General features: G+C 68.6%; 21 protein-coding genes. 20 read left to right on the forward strand and 1 reads right to left on the reverse strand.

Going from position 1 to position 12,170, the window contains the following annotated elements; translation table 11 throughout:
- Positions 1–60 precede the first annotated feature (60 nt).
- The 8 genes from AB0I81_RS22850 to AB0I81_RS22885 all read left to right on the forward strand — a co-directional run bounded on the left by AB0I81_RS22850 (position 61) and on the right by AB0I81_RS22885 (position 3,365).
- Entirely contained in the window at positions 61–465 is a 405-nt protein-coding gene (locus AB0I81_RS22850; protein ID WP_360659655.1) for a hypothetical protein, read from the forward strand.
- A 184-nt stretch (positions 466–649) separates the two neighbouring features.
- On the forward strand, positions 650–985 hold the full coding sequence (locus AB0I81_RS22855; RefSeq protein ID WP_360659657.1) for a hypothetical protein: 336 nt from the start codon (positions 650–652) through the stop codon (positions 983–985).
- A 26-nt stretch (positions 986–1,011) separates the two neighbouring features.
- The gene (locus AB0I81_RS22860) at positions 1,012–1,278 is read left to right on the forward strand and encodes a hypothetical protein (protein ID WP_360659659.1); all 267 of its coding nucleotides are present in this window, start codon (positions 1,012–1,014) and stop codon (positions 1,276–1,278) included.
- Positions 1,275–1,541 carry a hypothetical protein gene (locus AB0I81_RS22865; RefSeq protein WP_360659661.1) on the forward strand — a complete coding sequence of 89 codons (267 nt, stop codon included), beginning with the start codon at positions 1,275–1,277 and terminating at the stop codon, positions 1,539–1,541. The genes AB0I81_RS22860 and AB0I81_RS22865 overlap by 4 nt, the downstream gene beginning before the upstream one ends.
- Before the next feature lie 308 nt (positions 1,542–1,849).
- The gene (locus AB0I81_RS22870; RefSeq protein WP_360659663.1) at positions 1,850–2,410 is read left to right on the forward strand and encodes a hypothetical protein; all 561 of its coding nucleotides are present in this window, start codon (positions 1,850–1,852) and stop codon (positions 2,408–2,410) included.
- On the forward strand, positions 2,407–2,646 hold the full coding sequence (locus AB0I81_RS22875; protein ID WP_360659665.1) for a hypothetical protein: 240 nt from the start codon (positions 2,407–2,409) through the stop codon (positions 2,644–2,646). The genes AB0I81_RS22870 and AB0I81_RS22875 overlap by 4 nt, the downstream gene beginning before the upstream one ends.
- A gap of 15 nt (positions 2,647–2,661) precedes the next feature.
- Entirely contained in the window at positions 2,662–2,940 is a 279-nt protein-coding gene (locus AB0I81_RS22880) for a hypothetical protein (protein WP_360659667.1), read from the forward strand.
- Entirely contained in the window at positions 2,937–3,365 is a 429-nt protein-coding gene (locus tag AB0I81_RS22885; RefSeq protein ID WP_360659669.1) for a hypothetical protein, read from the forward strand. The genes AB0I81_RS22880 and AB0I81_RS22885 overlap by 4 nt, the downstream gene beginning before the upstream one ends.
- Here the strand turns inward: AB0I81_RS22885 and AB0I81_RS22890 are convergent, their stop codons facing one another.
- Complete coding sequence (locus tag AB0I81_RS22890) at positions 3,366–3,806, reverse strand: hypothetical protein (protein ID WP_360659671.1); 441 nt, start codon at positions 3,804–3,806, stop codon at positions 3,366–3,368. It abuts the gene before it with no gap.
- Positions 3,807–3,857: 51 nt separating this feature from the next.
- Between AB0I81_RS22890 and AB0I81_RS22895 the strand changes: the two genes are divergently transcribed.
- The 12 genes from AB0I81_RS22895 (at position 3,858) to AB0I81_RS22950 (ending at position 12,164) form a co-directional block, all read left to right on the forward strand.
- Complete coding sequence (locus AB0I81_RS22895) at positions 3,858–4,151, forward strand: hypothetical protein (protein ID WP_360659673.1); 294 nt, start codon at positions 3,858–3,860, stop codon at positions 4,149–4,151.
- A 36-nt stretch (positions 4,152–4,187) separates the two neighbouring features.
- The gene (locus AB0I81_RS22900; protein ID WP_360659675.1) at positions 4,188–4,691 is read left to right on the forward strand and encodes an AAA family ATPase; all 504 of its coding nucleotides are present in this window, start codon (positions 4,188–4,190) and stop codon (positions 4,689–4,691) included.
- Between the two features lie 290 nt (positions 4,692–4,981).
- Complete coding sequence (locus AB0I81_RS22905) at positions 4,982–5,251, forward strand: hypothetical protein (RefSeq protein WP_360659677.1); 270 nt, start codon at positions 4,982–4,984, stop codon at positions 5,249–5,251.
- Positions 5,190–6,650 carry a terminase family protein gene (locus AB0I81_RS22910; protein ID WP_360659679.1) on the forward strand — a complete coding sequence of 487 codons (1,461 nt, stop codon included), beginning with the start codon at positions 5,190–5,192 and terminating at the stop codon, positions 6,648–6,650. Before AB0I81_RS22905 ends, AB0I81_RS22910 begins: the two co-directional genes overlap by 62 nt.
- Positions 6,651–6,658: 8 nt before the next feature.
- The gene (locus AB0I81_RS22915) at positions 6,659–6,892 is read left to right on the forward strand and encodes a hypothetical protein (RefSeq protein ID WP_360659681.1); all 234 of its coding nucleotides are present in this window, start codon (positions 6,659–6,661) and stop codon (positions 6,890–6,892) included.
- The gene (locus AB0I81_RS22920; protein WP_360659683.1) at positions 6,885–7,283 is read left to right on the forward strand and encodes a hypothetical protein; all 399 of its coding nucleotides are present in this window, start codon (positions 6,885–6,887) and stop codon (positions 7,281–7,283) included. The genes AB0I81_RS22915 and AB0I81_RS22920 overlap by 8 nt, the downstream gene beginning before the upstream one ends.
- Positions 7,283–8,680, forward strand: coding sequence for a phage portal protein (locus tag AB0I81_RS22925; RefSeq protein WP_360659685.1), 1,398 nt, complete (start codon positions 7,283–7,285; stop codon positions 8,678–8,680). The genes AB0I81_RS22920 and AB0I81_RS22925 overlap by 1 nt, the downstream gene beginning before the upstream one ends.
- Before the next feature lie 3 nt (positions 8,681–8,683).
- Positions 8,684–9,769 carry an HK97 family phage prohead protease gene (locus tag AB0I81_RS22930; RefSeq protein ID WP_360659687.1) on the forward strand — a complete coding sequence of 362 codons (1,086 nt, stop codon included), beginning with the start codon at positions 8,684–8,686 and terminating at the stop codon, positions 9,767–9,769.
- A gap of 7 nt (positions 9,770–9,776) precedes the next feature.
- On the forward strand, positions 9,777–11,045 hold the full coding sequence (locus AB0I81_RS22935; protein WP_360659689.1) for a phage major capsid protein: 1,269 nt from the start codon (positions 9,777–9,779) through the stop codon (positions 11,043–11,045).
- Positions 11,046–11,176: 131 nt separating this feature from the next.
- Entirely contained in the window at positions 11,177–11,590 is a 414-nt protein-coding gene (locus AB0I81_RS22940) for a hypothetical protein (RefSeq protein ID WP_360659691.1), read from the forward strand.
- Between the two features lie 11 nt (positions 11,591–11,601).
- Positions 11,602–11,925 (forward strand): hypothetical protein, encoded by a 324-nt coding sequence (locus tag AB0I81_RS22945; RefSeq protein WP_360659693.1) that lies wholly within the window; start codon positions 11,602–11,604, stop codon positions 11,923–11,925.
- Positions 11,922–12,164 (forward strand): hypothetical protein, encoded by a 243-nt coding sequence (locus AB0I81_RS22950; RefSeq protein ID WP_360659695.1) that lies wholly within the window; start codon positions 11,922–11,924, stop codon positions 12,162–12,164. Before AB0I81_RS22945 ends, AB0I81_RS22950 begins: the two co-directional genes overlap by 4 nt.
- Positions 12,165–12,170 lie beyond the last annotated feature (6 nt).

The following is a 12,170-nucleotide window of genomic DNA, read 5'->3' on the forward strand; positions in this document are numbered from 1 at the left end:
ACCGCTGCGGTTCGGCGGATGGCGTCTCCTCTGCGGAAAGGGTGTCGGTGACTCGAACGCATGCGGTTCGCCGGTGAGCGCACCGCAGCTCCACAGGTTCCGGGCGGCCTGATGGGAGCACAGCTTGTCGCCGCCGTCCTTGCGAACTGGACCCACGTGAGCGACATCGAGTTCCGCATTCTCGTGCGCATGGCGCTCACCGCGCTCGACCACCCCAAGGGCGACAAGCCCGCGAGCCTGTACTTCGGCGGTCACGAAGCGCTCGCCCTCGCCCTGCGCCGACCCTTCCCGACCGGCGACGACGAAGCCTCAGAGAAGGCCCGCAGCAACATCCTCCGCGACGTCCGCCGCGCCATCGCATCCCTGATCAAACAGGGCGCGATCGAGTCCATCGGAGGAGGTCGCGCCGGTCGCCGATCGGAGTACCGACTCCTCCTCATGCCCACCTCCAGGAGGGGTTCATGACCCCTGCACAGCAGGGGCCAATAACCCCTACAGAGGAGGGGTTCACAGCCCCTGCAAGGAGGGGTTCACAACCCCTCCCAAGGAACCACAGAGGAACCACGGATGAGCTACCTAAGGAACCCAGATGGCTTGTCTGAACACGTCAGTACAGGTCCGCGCGCGCACGCGCGAGGCAGGAGGAGTCATGGCTGGTAAGCCGCTCTACCGATACGTGCTCACCTGCGACGGCGGATGCGGAGCAACGCTTGGAGCCAACGGCGAGCTGGAGAACGCCATCGTGGCCCGCACCGTCGCCGCCGGATACGGCTGGGCGCTCGTGCCCAAGCTCCGCGCCAACGGCACGCCAGGCAAGGCCATGCGCGCCGACGGGAACATCGCCAACGCCTACGACGTGTGCCGCGACTGCCAGCCGACCTTCCAACCAGAGCAGATGACCCCGCGCGGCAACACCTACGTCCGCGACCTCCAAGAGGAGAACAAGCGGCTACGCGCAGCGCTGGACAAGCGAGGTGGCCAGTGATCACCCCGGCGCGGCATCATGGAGTCATGGCACGGTGCGCGTGTGAGACCCGATTCGACCGCTGCATCCGGCCAGCCACCGGCGACGACGGCCACTGCGACGCCTGCCGAGACGTCCGGCCCAACGGCGGCACCCGAGAACACCGCATCAAGCTCGTCACCGAAGCCGAGCTGGCCCCGATGACCGCCGACCCAGCGACCGTCTGGGCCGACGCCCACTATGCGATCGTCACCGTCGACCAGATCGCCACGGCCGACCGGCTGGCCGTCCAGTGGGCCGGACGGTGGCCATGATCATCACCGTGAGGCAGCACGAGGGGGCGGCGCGGCCAGATAGCAACTGGACGCTCAGCGATGCGGCAGCACTGCTCAACCCCGAGCTGACCGCCGATCAAGTACGCGCCATGATCGAGCTCTTCGCCATCGAGCCCAACGGGAAGCGCCTCACCGGCCGCCGAGGCAAGCCTCTGCCGACCTACGACCCCGACCTCATCCAGAGGGCTCACGCCATCCTCGTGCGCGCCCGTGTTGACCTTGGAGCAATTGGGGCAGCATAATTCGCCGTAGAGAAGTGTCTCCAAACCCGGCCACGTGCCGGGTTTCGTGCTTTCAGGCCCCGGCCTCAGTGCCCGGCCAACTCCCAGGATCGCCCAGCGTCGGGAGGTGGCATGGCGCGCTTCCGCCCGTCCGGCAAGCCCGTCAAGCCCGTCGTGCCCACCAAGAGCAACCGGCAGATCAGCCGCCTCTGCCCCGAGGAATGGGGCACAGGCTGCCCCGAGCATGGCGGCAAAGCGTGCCGATGCACCGTCACCAAGCGACACACCCGCCCCCACGAGTGCGAATGCGGCAACGAGAAGGGGTGCACGTGCTGACCTGGCCAGACCGCCCGACGTGCCACGACCACGACGGCCATGCCGCCCAATTTGGCCAGCCATCCTGGCGCCCGCCCCGCCCCCGCCGCGGTCGTGAGGACCCGTACGCGGCGACCTACCGCACCTGCTCCTACTGCGGATCCATCAACCCCGAAGACCTCATCGCCGCCGCCTCCCAGCACGCGCTCACCCTTGAGATGGCCGACTGGAAGTACGGCTGGCCGCACAAGTACTACGTGAACGGCGTACCCAACCCCGCGGCTGGCCAGGAGTACCACTCCTACACCTACGGCCAGCGCGAGCACCTGGCCCGGTACGCGGCGCCCGGGTTCGAGGCGGAGCCGTACGACAACGGCATAGGCCGGCAGGGCTGGCGTGTGGTGTCCCGTGTCGACGCCGCCCCAGCAACGATGACCGCCAAGTGGTACAACGCTCACCTCTGCGACCTCGATGGCGATGCGTTCACCACCGTGGCCGACCTGATCGCCGCGCTCGGCGGAGTCCGCTTCGACCTCGACGGCAGCCGACTCCGCTACCACGTGCTCGCCGGATGATCCCCGAGTGGATGTGGATCGCCTGGCTCGCCATCGCCGCGGGAGGGTTCGCCGTGCTGGAGACAGTGGCCCTGATCAACCGGCGCCGCGGCGACACCCTGAGCGAGAACATCAGGCGCTGGCTCGGCATCACCCCGCCGTCCGTTCAGCGCCGGATCGCCGTGCCCGTGTTCGTGGCCGTGCTCGTGGCCTTCATCTGCTGGTTCCTGCCCCATATCGTGTTCGACATCCTCTGACCGGAGCTGCGACCCATGATCGGCATGCACGTCCCCAAGCCCACCCTCGGACGGATCGTCCACTACCGAGGCAAGCAGGGCCGCATGGCCATGCGCGCTGCCATCGTCACCGGCACCGTTGACAGCCTCGACCCCGACGGCATCGCATCCGGAGACGTCCCCGCCCTCGACAGCGAGCTGCACGTCCACCTGTGGGTGTTCACCCCGGGCAGCTCGGGCGGCTTCCCCGAGTTCAACGTCGGACCCGGCGACGAGCCGGGCCAGTGGACCTGGCCGCCGAGGGTGAGCGCATGATCCCCACCGTGGGCCAGACCGTCCACTACGTCTCGCATGGCACGCCCGGCGGCGAGTACAAGAGCGAGTGCCGCGCCGCGATCATCACCGAGACGAACACCTCGGACACGGTCGGGCTGTGCGTGCTCAACCCGACCGGGATGCTCTTCAACCGCACCGTCACCTACCACGACGGAGCCGAGACCCCAGGCGACCCCGCATGCGAGGGCCTCCACGCCGCCGGCCCGCTCCGCTACTGCGCCTGCGGATGGATCGAGGCGTCCTACAAGGGCGGCACCTGGCACTGGCCCGAGCGCACTCCCACACGAGAGCACCCCATCGTGGTCAACATCCCAGGCGTCTCGGACGCGAACCACGCCGACATCGGCCGCCAGGTCGTCGAGGCCATCAAGAAGTACGAGGGCCGCGGCGACAACTTCGCCTGATCAGCCGATCGACAGCTCCACCGGCGCGGCCAGCTGCGCCGCCGTGTACTGCACCCGGCCACGGTGGCTCACCTCGACCCCGTAGAAGTCGAGGCCGCCCGGCACGTCGGCCACGGTGAACAGGAAGATGCAGCCCACGCCCCGCTTCCACGACCCGGCGCCGAGTTGCCCAAGCGCGATCGTCTTCCCGGCCGCGTCCGACACCACCACCTGAGCACCCTCGCGCAGATCGTCGAACCCGCCGCCGCCCCGGCACGTCAGCTCGTTATCGGTCAACACGGCTGGCGGCTCACCCCGCACCGTCACCTGGCCGTCCACCGACAGAGACCCGGACGGCACGCCCGCCACAGACTCCGGCCGCAACCACACCGTCGCCACCACGGCCAGGCCGGCCAGCGCCACCAGCAGGACCACCGAGGCCATCAACACCTTCGCCTTCACGCGGGCATCCTGCACCGCTCCACACCCCCAGCACCAGACCCAAGGAGCGGCATGCCACGCAGCCACGGCCGCAGCGGCTACCGCTGGCGCAAGGCCAGGGCCACGCTCATGCTCGAAGCGCCAGACGTGTGCTGGATCTGCGGCCACTCAGGTGGGGCGAACGAAGCCGACCACGACCCGCCGCTCAAGCAGCTCGAAGCGCTCGGCCTCGACCCGTGCAACCCGGCCTACCTGCGCAGGGCGCACGGCACCTGGTATCGCTGCCCCACCTGCGGCCGGGCCTGCAACCAATCCAAGGGGGACCGGGAACTACCCCCACCCCCTCGCGCATCCCGAGCCTGGTGAACAGGAAAGAGATGCTTTCAGGTTGAGGGCGCTCAGGTGTTGTGGGTCTTGACTGGCCCTCCCGCAGGGGGGAAGTCAACATGGGTCCGGGGGAGAGCTCAACCGGGGGACGTGGTGGTGGACTTCGACACCCTGGCGGTCGCTCTCTCGGGGCCACGTGAGGGCGACACCCACGGGCACCCCGAGGCCGTACGGCAGGTCACCCACCGAGCCCGCATCGCCGCCATCCGCGAGGCCCTGCGCCATGTGCGTGACGTCGATGTGTACGTGATCCACTCCATGCCATCGGCTGAGTGGCTGGCCACGTACGCCGAGCACAGTGCAGAGATCATCACCATCGATCCTGGACGTGACGTGGTCATGGAACGCATCGCACGCGAGCGACCAGCCAGCGCCAAGGGTGTAGCCACACGCTGGTACAACCAGGCGGCCACACAGGGGACCAGGGGACAGGGCAGGGGTGGCCGCCCCCAGGGTGCAGGCGCCCCTACCCCTCACCCACCGTGCACCCCACCACCTAGGACCTCACGGTCATGGTGACGATGAGTGACAACATCATAGTTACATAGTGTGACGAAGATCAATAACATCGCATAGCGTGACATCGACCTGAAAACGGACATAATCCATGTTTGCGCAGGTAAAGAGGGGTGGGGGGCGCCCTCGACATGCAAGATCAACGATCATGGGGTGATCCGCGCCCGATCGCCGTTTTTTTGTGTGGCGCTTGCGGGGGGCTCTCCGTAGTCGGACACCGAGAGTGACCATCCGGACGTAGCGGTCTGTAACCGTCGAAGTGTGACGCATCGTGACGATACGCGGGGTGAGGGATGGCGGAGCCCGAGATTGGCCCAGTCGAGGCGGCCGTGCGCGGCGACGTGGACGCGATGGACGTCACGGGGTCGGTGGCACGGTCGATGGCGGCAGCGGCGTTCAACCTGGCCCGAAAGCTGGACCAGGACGCGGGGATGGCGACGGCCGCGGTGGCGCGGGAGCTGAGGGAGACGTTGAAGGCGTTGGCGGAGGCTGCGGGGGACGATGACGGATCCGATCTCGTCGCTGAGCTGTCCTCCCCGGTGGGGGACGCGCCGGCATCCTGACCGGCAGACGCTCGGGCCGGCGCTGGGCATCATCGCGGCGCGTCTCGGCACGCCGCTGATGCCGTGGCAGCAGTATGTGGCGGACGTGGTCCTGGAGATCGACCCAGCCACGGGCAGGCTGGTGTACCGCGAGTACAACATCACGGTGCCGCGCCAGTCAGGGAAGACGACGTTCCTGCTGGCGAAGATGGTGCATCGGGCGCTCGGGTTCAAGGACGGCCGGCAGCGGATCCTGTACGCGGCGCAGACGCGCGGCGCGGCCCGCCTGAAGTGGGAAGACGAGCATGTCGCCACGCTGGAGACGAGCCGATACCGGAAGCTGTTCACGGTCCGCCGCCAGCTGGGCCAGGAGGCGATCCGGTGGAAGAACGGCTCCCGGCACGGCATCACCTCCAACACGGAGAAGGCCGCGCACGGTGAGACCCTCGACGAGGGCGTGATCGACGAGGCGTTTGCCCAGGAGGACAACCGGGTCGAGCAGGCGTTCAAGCCCGCCATGATCACCCGGCCGCAGCCGCAGCAGGGCGTCGTCTCCACGGCGGGAACGCTGAAGAGCGTCTACCTGCGGGAGAAGGTCGACGCGGGCCGCGAGCGGTGCGAGGCCGGCGCCATGGACACGGTGGCCTACTTCGAGTGGTCGGCGCCGGACGGCGCGGATCCGGCCGACCCGGCGACGTGGTGGGGATGCATGCCCGCGCTGGGCCACACCGTGACCGAGTCGGCCGTCCGGGCGGACTTCGAGTCGATGAAGCTGCCGGAGTTCCGCCGGGCTTACTGCAACCAGTGGCCGGACACGTCGCCGGACCTGTGGCTGGTCGTTCCGGAGGAGAAGTGGCGGCCCCTCGCTGACGAGCACTCGCAGATGGTCAGCCGGGTGGCGTTCGCCATCCACGTCGCTCTGGACCGTTCGTGGGCGGCGATCGCCGTGGCCGGCCGGCGCGCCGACGGACTGTTGCACGTCGAGCTGGTCGACTACCGGCTCGGCACGAACTGGGTGCCTGAGCGCGCCAAGCAGCTGCGCGACCGGTGGAACCCGTGCGCGACCGTCGTGGACGCAGGGTCGGCGGCGGGTTCGCTGATCGCCGACCTTGAGGCCGTCGGGCTGGACATCACGAAGCCCTCGGCGCGCGACGTGGCCGCGGCGTACGGGCAGTTCGTGGACGCCGTGGCCCCCAAGGAGGGGGAGCCCACTCTGCGCTACGTGCCCCACCCTGCGCTCGACGTGGCGCTGGCCGGCGCGGCGACCAGGCTGCTGAGCGACGCGAAGGCGTGGGACGCGAGGGCGGCCACATCAGAGAGCAGCCCGCTCATCGCTGTGACGAACGCCGCCTGGGGCTACGTCACCAAGGGCCATATCGAGGAACCGCCGCCGGTCATGCCGTTCGCGGTCTACGCGTAGGAGGAGCGATGGCGTTGACGGTGCCGCTGGAGCGGATCACTCAGGAGGCTCGGCGGGTGGACGTCCGCAAGGGCTTGCTCGCGCTGGTGCGACTGCTCGGCAACCTCGTGCTCGGCGTCCCGTACGTGGTCGCTTGGTGCCTGCGCACTCTGGTGCTCGGCGTGACGCTGCTGTGGATCGCCGCGGCGAACGGGTGGCGGGACGCGGGCGAACCGCGAGCGAAGGGTGGCTCTGGTGAGTGAGACGCTGGCGGCGCTGGTTGACCGGCTGGAGGTCGCGTACGAGACCGCGCGCCGGGTGCTGGCGGAGTCGAACGCCCGCTACGGGGTGCCGCACGAGCCGGAGGAGATGCGGGAGGAGTCCGGGCGCTACATCCTGCTCGACGCGCTCACTGCGCTTGTGCAGGCCAAGGCGGCGCTGGAGGTGGCGCGCCCCACGGAGGGCGTGGTGGCGCGGCCTGGTGACACGCTGATCTTCAGGGTGGAGAAGGGGACGTCGCCCGAGACCTTTGAGCGGTTCATCAAGAAGGCTGAGCCCGGCATCATGGAACGCCTCCCTGGCGTGCGAGTCGTCTGGCTCGCTGGCGTCGATGAGGTCGCCGTCTACCGGCCCAGCGAGGACTTCCAGACCTGATGGGTCTGCTTGATCGGGTCGCGGCTGAGGCTCGCGACCGGCGCCAGCGTGCCTCGGGCAAGAAGGACTGGTCTGAGCCGCCGTTCTGGGATCTGGAGAGGCTGCGGTGGCCGTTCATCGGCTCGTCGTCGATGACGTCCGATCGCGAGCAGATCGAGAACGACTTCCCGGGCTATGTCCAGGGGATCTACAAGCGGAACGGGCCGATCGCGGCGTTGATGCTCGTGCGCCTGGCCGTGTTCAGCGAGGCTCGGTTCACGTTCCGGCGGATGCGGAACGGCCGCCCGGGCGACCTGTTCGGGACGCAGGCGCTGGCTCCGCTGGAGAAGCCGTGGCCGGGCGGGACGACGGGTGACCTGCTGGCCCGGATGATCCAAGACGCGGACCTGGCGGGTAACGCGTTCATCGCTCGCGTGCCGGGGACGGATCGGCTGCGGCGGCTCCGGCCGGACTGGGTGACGATCGTGTCCGCGTCGAGGTCGGAGCCCGAGCTGTACGGGGCCGCGTTGGACGCTGAGGTGATCGGCTACTACTACTCGCCGCGGGCACCGGGTGTTCGTACGGACACGCTGCTGCTGCCGTCGCAGGTGGCGCACTTCGCGCCGATTCCGGATCCGGAGTTCTCGTGGCGCGGGATGTCGTGGCTGACGCCGGTGTTGCGGGAGATCAGCTCGGACTTGGCCGCGACGACACACAAGCTGAAGTTTTTCGAGAACGGCGCGAGCCCGGCACTCGCGGTCAAGCTCGATGCCAGCGTCACGCCGGAGATGTTCGCCCGCTTCAAGGCCTTGATGGATGAGCAGCACAAGGGCGCTGACAACGCGTACAAGACCTTGTACTTGGGCGGCGGCTCGGACGTCACGCCGCTGACGATGGACCTGCGCCAGCTCGACTTCAAGAGCACCCAGGGCGCGGGAGAGAGCCGCCTCGCGGCAGCGGCCGGTATCCCTTCGACGATCGTCGGGTTCTCCGAAGGACTTCAGGGATCCAGTCTCAACGCGGGCAACTACGGGAGCGCGCGCCGGCGCATGGCGGACGGCACGATGCGGCCGCTGTGGAGGAACGCGGCTGGGTCGCTTGCGTCGCTGATCGACGTCCCACCTGGCGCGGAACTGTTCTACGACGACCGCGACATCGCGTTCTTGCGCGATGACCGCCGCGATGCTGCCGAGATCCAGCAGGCCAAGGCCGCGGCCATGCGCCAGCTGGTCGATGCCGGGTTCAAGCCGGAGAGCGTGGTCGCGGCGATCGAGGCCGAGGACATGACGCTGCTCACTCACACGGGGTTGTTCAGCGTCCAGCTCCAGCCACCGACCACGGCCACACCGGCTGAGCCGACCGCGGGCGGTCCTACGCCGCCTGCTGACCCATCCGGACCCGATCCGGCAGAGGAGTGATACATGGACACCAAGGCGCTCCGCGTCGAGATCAAGGATGAGGCCAAGGGTCTGGTCAAGGCCGTATTCGCGACCTTCAACAAGATCGACAGTCATGGCGATGTGACGCTGCCCGGTGCTTTCGAGGACGGCGCTGAAGTGCCGATCAGCTCGTACGGCCACACGTCGTGGGACGGCGCGCTTCCGGTCGGCAAGGGCACGATCCGGCAGACGCAGAAGGAAGCGATCTTCGAGGGTCAGTTCTTCATGGACACGACCCACGGCGCCGATACCTTCCGGACGGTCAAGGCTCTGGGATCGCTCGGGCAGTGGAGCTACGGCTACGACGCCCTGGAGTACAGCTTCGGCGAGCACGACGGCCAGCACGTGCGTTTCCTGGCCAAGCAGAAGACGCACGAGGTCAGCCCCGTGCTGCTCGGCGCTGGCGTCGGCACGCGGACCTTGGCCACGAAGTCCGGGCCGCCCGCGGCCAAGACCGGCAGGCCGATCGCGCCGCACGAGTGCGAGGTCACCCTGAGGTCATGGGACGGGGCGAAGACCCTCGCTGGCCTGGCCGATGATCTGCGCCCGAGCGAGCTCCGCTCCGTGTTTGCCTGGCAGGACGCCGGCGCGGACCCGGAGCTTAAGAGCTCCTACAAGCTGGCCCACCACCACGGCGTGGGTGGCCCTGCGAACGTCCGGGCGTGCCTCATGGGCATCGCCCGGCTGAACGACGGCAAGAGCGGCATCCCCGATGGGGACCGCCAGGCCGTGTACGACCACCTCGCCGCGCACCTCCGGGATGCGGACGTCGAGGCTCCGGAGCTCAAGGCCGAGGCCGGCGGCTCCATGAAGTTCCACGAGGAAGGCCAGGCGGTCATAGCCGCCGTCTCCTCCTATATCGATCGCGCATCGGGGGTCCTAGCTCTCCGCGCGCGTAAGGGCAGGACGGGGCTCGCCCCGTCGTCGGCTGAGCTCCTGGGCTGGCTGGACGACGAGATGCGCCGCCTGAAGTCCCTGCTCTCCACGCCCACGGGGCCCGAGGACCCGACCGAGGCCGATATCGCCTCTCTGGTCGCCAGGTCCATCGCCCAGATGCAGAACCTGTGAGGGAGATATGACTGCTGAAGCACCCGAGAGGGTCATCGAGTTCCCTGCGCTGAAGGAGGCGCAGGAGGGGCTCGACGCCAAGCGCGCCGACCTGAAGAAGATCTTCGATGAGGCCGGCGCTGATTACGACATGGGCAAGGTGAAGTCCGTTCCGGGCGACACTCACGCCAAGGTCGACTTCATCCGCCAGCTCAACGACGAGATCACCGAGCGCAAGGCCAAGGTCGACGAGCTGATGGTTCTGGCTCGCGCCGCAAGCGCGGTCCAGGAGGCGGGCCAGGCCGAGACGGGCGATCGGGATGTGAAGGACGACGACCGGGCGCGGCGCACGAAGGACGGGCGGGAGCGGTCCTTCGGCGAGTCGTTCATGAGCAGCCAGGCCGTGAAGGGCTACGTGCGCGGCAGCGGCGGTGGCCCGCAGGCCACGGTCGAGGTGTCGCTGAAGTCGCTGCTGAACACGGGTGGCTGGGTGCCGGAGACGACCCGGACGGGCCGGATCGAGGACCTGCCGACGCGGCCGGCTCCGCACATCGCGAACATGATCCCGCAGACGACCACCACGCAGACTGCGGTCGTCTACATGGAAGAGACGATCTTCAACAACACTGCGGCGGAGACCTTCGAGGGCGAGCAGTACCCCGAGGCTCAGCTCAAGCTGGAGGAGAAGAGCGTCCCGGTCCGCAAGATCGCCGTCTACCTTCCGGTGACGGACGAGCTGTTCGAGGACGAGCCGCGCGCTGAGGCGTACGTCCAGAACCGCCTCCCGTTCATGATCCGGCAGCGCCTGGACCTGCAGATCCTGCGCGGGAACGGCACCGCCCCGAACCTGCTGGGCACCGAGAACGTGCCGGGGATCATCTCGCAGGCCAAGGGTGCCGACCCGGCGATGGACGCCCTGTACAAGGCGATGAACCGGATCCGCACCGAGGGCTTCGCTGAGCCGAACGTGGTCTTCATGTCGCCGCTGAAGTGGGAGCCGATCCGGCTGCTGCGGACGGCCGACGGCGTGTACATCTGGGGCCACCCGAGCCAGGTGGGGCCGGCCACGATCTGGGGCCTGCCGGTTGTGGAGACCACCGCCGCTCCGCCCACGAAGGCGCTCATGGGCGACTACGCGAACTTCGCCGAGCTCGCGGTCCGCAGGGGTATGGACGTGCAGATCAGCAACAGCCACGCCGACTTCTTCATCAACGGGAAACTGGCAATCCGGGCCGATCTCCGAGTGGCGGTTGTCCATTACCGCCCTCTCGCGTTCGCCGAAGTCACGAATCTCTGATTACTGGCCTCTAGCCGTTCGCGGCAGCGGTCAGGTATTTGCAAAGAGATCCCGGACGTGGCGTAAGAGAAGCGAATCCAGAAGGGGAGGGCATCGCGCCCTCCCCTTCTGCGTGCAAGGAAGGAAAAGGCATGCCTTACAAGGGCGGATACCCGCGGGCGACCGACTGGCGCGTGGTGCGGGGCCGATACGACTTCGCTGTCGACGGCGGCGCGGTTGGGGACATCGATCTGACGCTGGACGCGCAGATCCCGGCCAACGCAGTGATTCTCGGCGGCTTCGTCGAGGTGGACACGGCCGTGGTCGGCACGGGCGCGAGCGTCGCGGTGAAGGTCGAGGGTGCGGGCGACATCGTGGCCGCGGCCGCGGTCTCGGGCGCGCCGTGGTCCACCACGGGCCGCAAGAGCGTGGTCCCCGCGTTCACCGGCGCGACCACCGTCAAGACGACCGCAGCTCGCAAGATCCAGGCGACCGTCTCCGCCGCGGTGCTCACCGCTGGCGTGTTCGATGTCGTCCTGTTCTTCGTCCAGCTGCCGGACGCGTAAGGAGGACAGGCATGGCGATCATCGAGGGTGTGACTCCGCGCCCGGGTGCGGTGCGGGTGCTGGCGGCCAACGCCGCTGTGACGCTGGCCCGCGACGACGGCGCGGTCATCCTGTCGTCCACCAACGCGTCGGCCAAGCCTGTGACCATGACGGCGACCCAGGCCGGCCACCAGGTGACGGTGTGCCTGCGGACGCTGTCGTCAACTGGCTCGTACACGCTGGCCGTGAGCGGCGGCACGGTCACGCTGGACGCGGCGGGGGAGGGCTGCCTGCTCGCCTACGACGGGTCAGCGTGGCAGCTGGCCGGCCTCACGGGCGGGGCGACGGTCGCATGAGTGGGGCGGTCAAGATCGACCGGCGGCTGTATCTCGTGGAAGACAAGAGTCGGGTCGTCGAGGCGGGCGACCCGGACGCCCGCTGGCTGCTCTGCGCAGCCGGCGGCGAGGTGTCCCGGGCGGACGCTGAGCGGTACGGCCTGCTCGACGAGCCCAAGCCGGAACCCGAGCCCGAGCCGGAAGAGAAGGCCGCGACCGCGCCGGCGAACAAGTCCCGTCGGCCGTCAGCGAATAAGTAGGAGGGT

Origin of the sequence: Nonomuraea sp. NPDC050404, assembly GCF_040655495.1 — a bacterium.
GTDB lineage: Bacteria > Actinomycetota > Actinomycetes > Streptosporangiales > Streptosporangiaceae > Nonomuraea.

What these genes read in the sequence shown, in the direction of transcription:
- AB0I81_RS22930 (WP_360659687.1), top strand. Translation starts at nt 8,684, where the DNA reads ATGGACACCAAGGCGCTCCGCGTCGAGATCAAGGATGAGGCCAAGGGT.
- AB0I81_RS22875 (WP_360659665.1), top strand. Translation starts at nt 2,407, where the DNA reads ATGATCCCCGAGTGGATGTGGATCGCCTGGCTCGCCATCGCCGCGGGA.
- AB0I81_RS22915 (WP_360659681.1), top strand. Translation starts at nt 6,659, where the DNA reads ATGGCGTTGACGGTGCCGCTGGAGCGGATCACTCAGGAGGCTCGGCGG.
- AB0I81_RS22860 (WP_360659659.1), top strand. Translation starts at nt 1,012, where the DNA reads ATGGCACGGTGCGCGTGTGAGACCCGATTCGACCGCTGCATCCGGCCA.
- AB0I81_RS22885 (WP_360659669.1), top strand. Translation starts at nt 2,937, where the DNA reads ATGATCCCCACCGTGGGCCAGACCGTCCACTACGTCTCGCATGGCACG.
- AB0I81_RS22925 (WP_360659685.1), top strand. Translation starts at nt 7,283, where the DNA reads ATGGGTCTGCTTGATCGGGTCGCGGCTGAGGCTCGCGACCGGCGCCAG.
- AB0I81_RS22895 (WP_360659673.1), top strand. Translation starts at nt 3,858, where the DNA reads ATGCCACGCAGCCACGGCCGCAGCGGCTACCGCTGGCGCAAGGCCAGG.
- AB0I81_RS22855 (WP_360659657.1), top strand. Translation starts at nt 650, where the DNA reads ATGGCTGGTAAGCCGCTCTACCGATACGTGCTCACCTGCGACGGCGGA.
- AB0I81_RS22880 (WP_360659667.1), top strand. Translation starts at nt 2,662, where the DNA reads ATGATCGGCATGCACGTCCCCAAGCCCACCCTCGGACGGATCGTCCAC.
- AB0I81_RS22940 (WP_360659691.1), top strand. Translation starts at nt 11,177, where the DNA reads ATGCCTTACAAGGGCGGATACCCGCGGGCGACCGACTGGCGCGTGGTG.
- AB0I81_RS22865 (WP_360659661.1), top strand. Translation starts at nt 1,275, where the DNA reads ATGATCATCACCGTGAGGCAGCACGAGGGGGCGGCGCGGCCAGATAGC.
- AB0I81_RS22850 (WP_360659655.1), top strand. Translation starts at nt 61, where the DNA reads ATGCGGTTCGCCGGTGAGCGCACCGCAGCTCCACAGGTTCCGGGCGGC.
- AB0I81_RS22945 (WP_360659693.1), top strand. Translation starts at nt 11,602, where the DNA reads ATGGCGATCATCGAGGGTGTGACTCCGCGCCCGGGTGCGGTGCGGGTG.
- AB0I81_RS22950 (WP_360659695.1), top strand. Translation starts at nt 11,922, where the DNA reads ATGAGTGGGGCGGTCAAGATCGACCGGCGGCTGTATCTCGTGGAAGAC.
- AB0I81_RS22935 (WP_360659689.1), top strand. Translation starts at nt 9,777, where the DNA reads ATGACTGCTGAAGCACCCGAGAGGGTCATCGAGTTCCCTGCGCTGAAG.
- AB0I81_RS22910 (WP_360659679.1), top strand. Translation starts at nt 5,190, where the DNA reads ATGACGGATCCGATCTCGTCGCTGAGCTGTCCTCCCCGGTGGGGGACG.
- AB0I81_RS22905 (WP_360659677.1), top strand. Translation starts at nt 4,982, where the DNA reads ATGGCGGAGCCCGAGATTGGCCCAGTCGAGGCGGCCGTGCGCGGCGAC.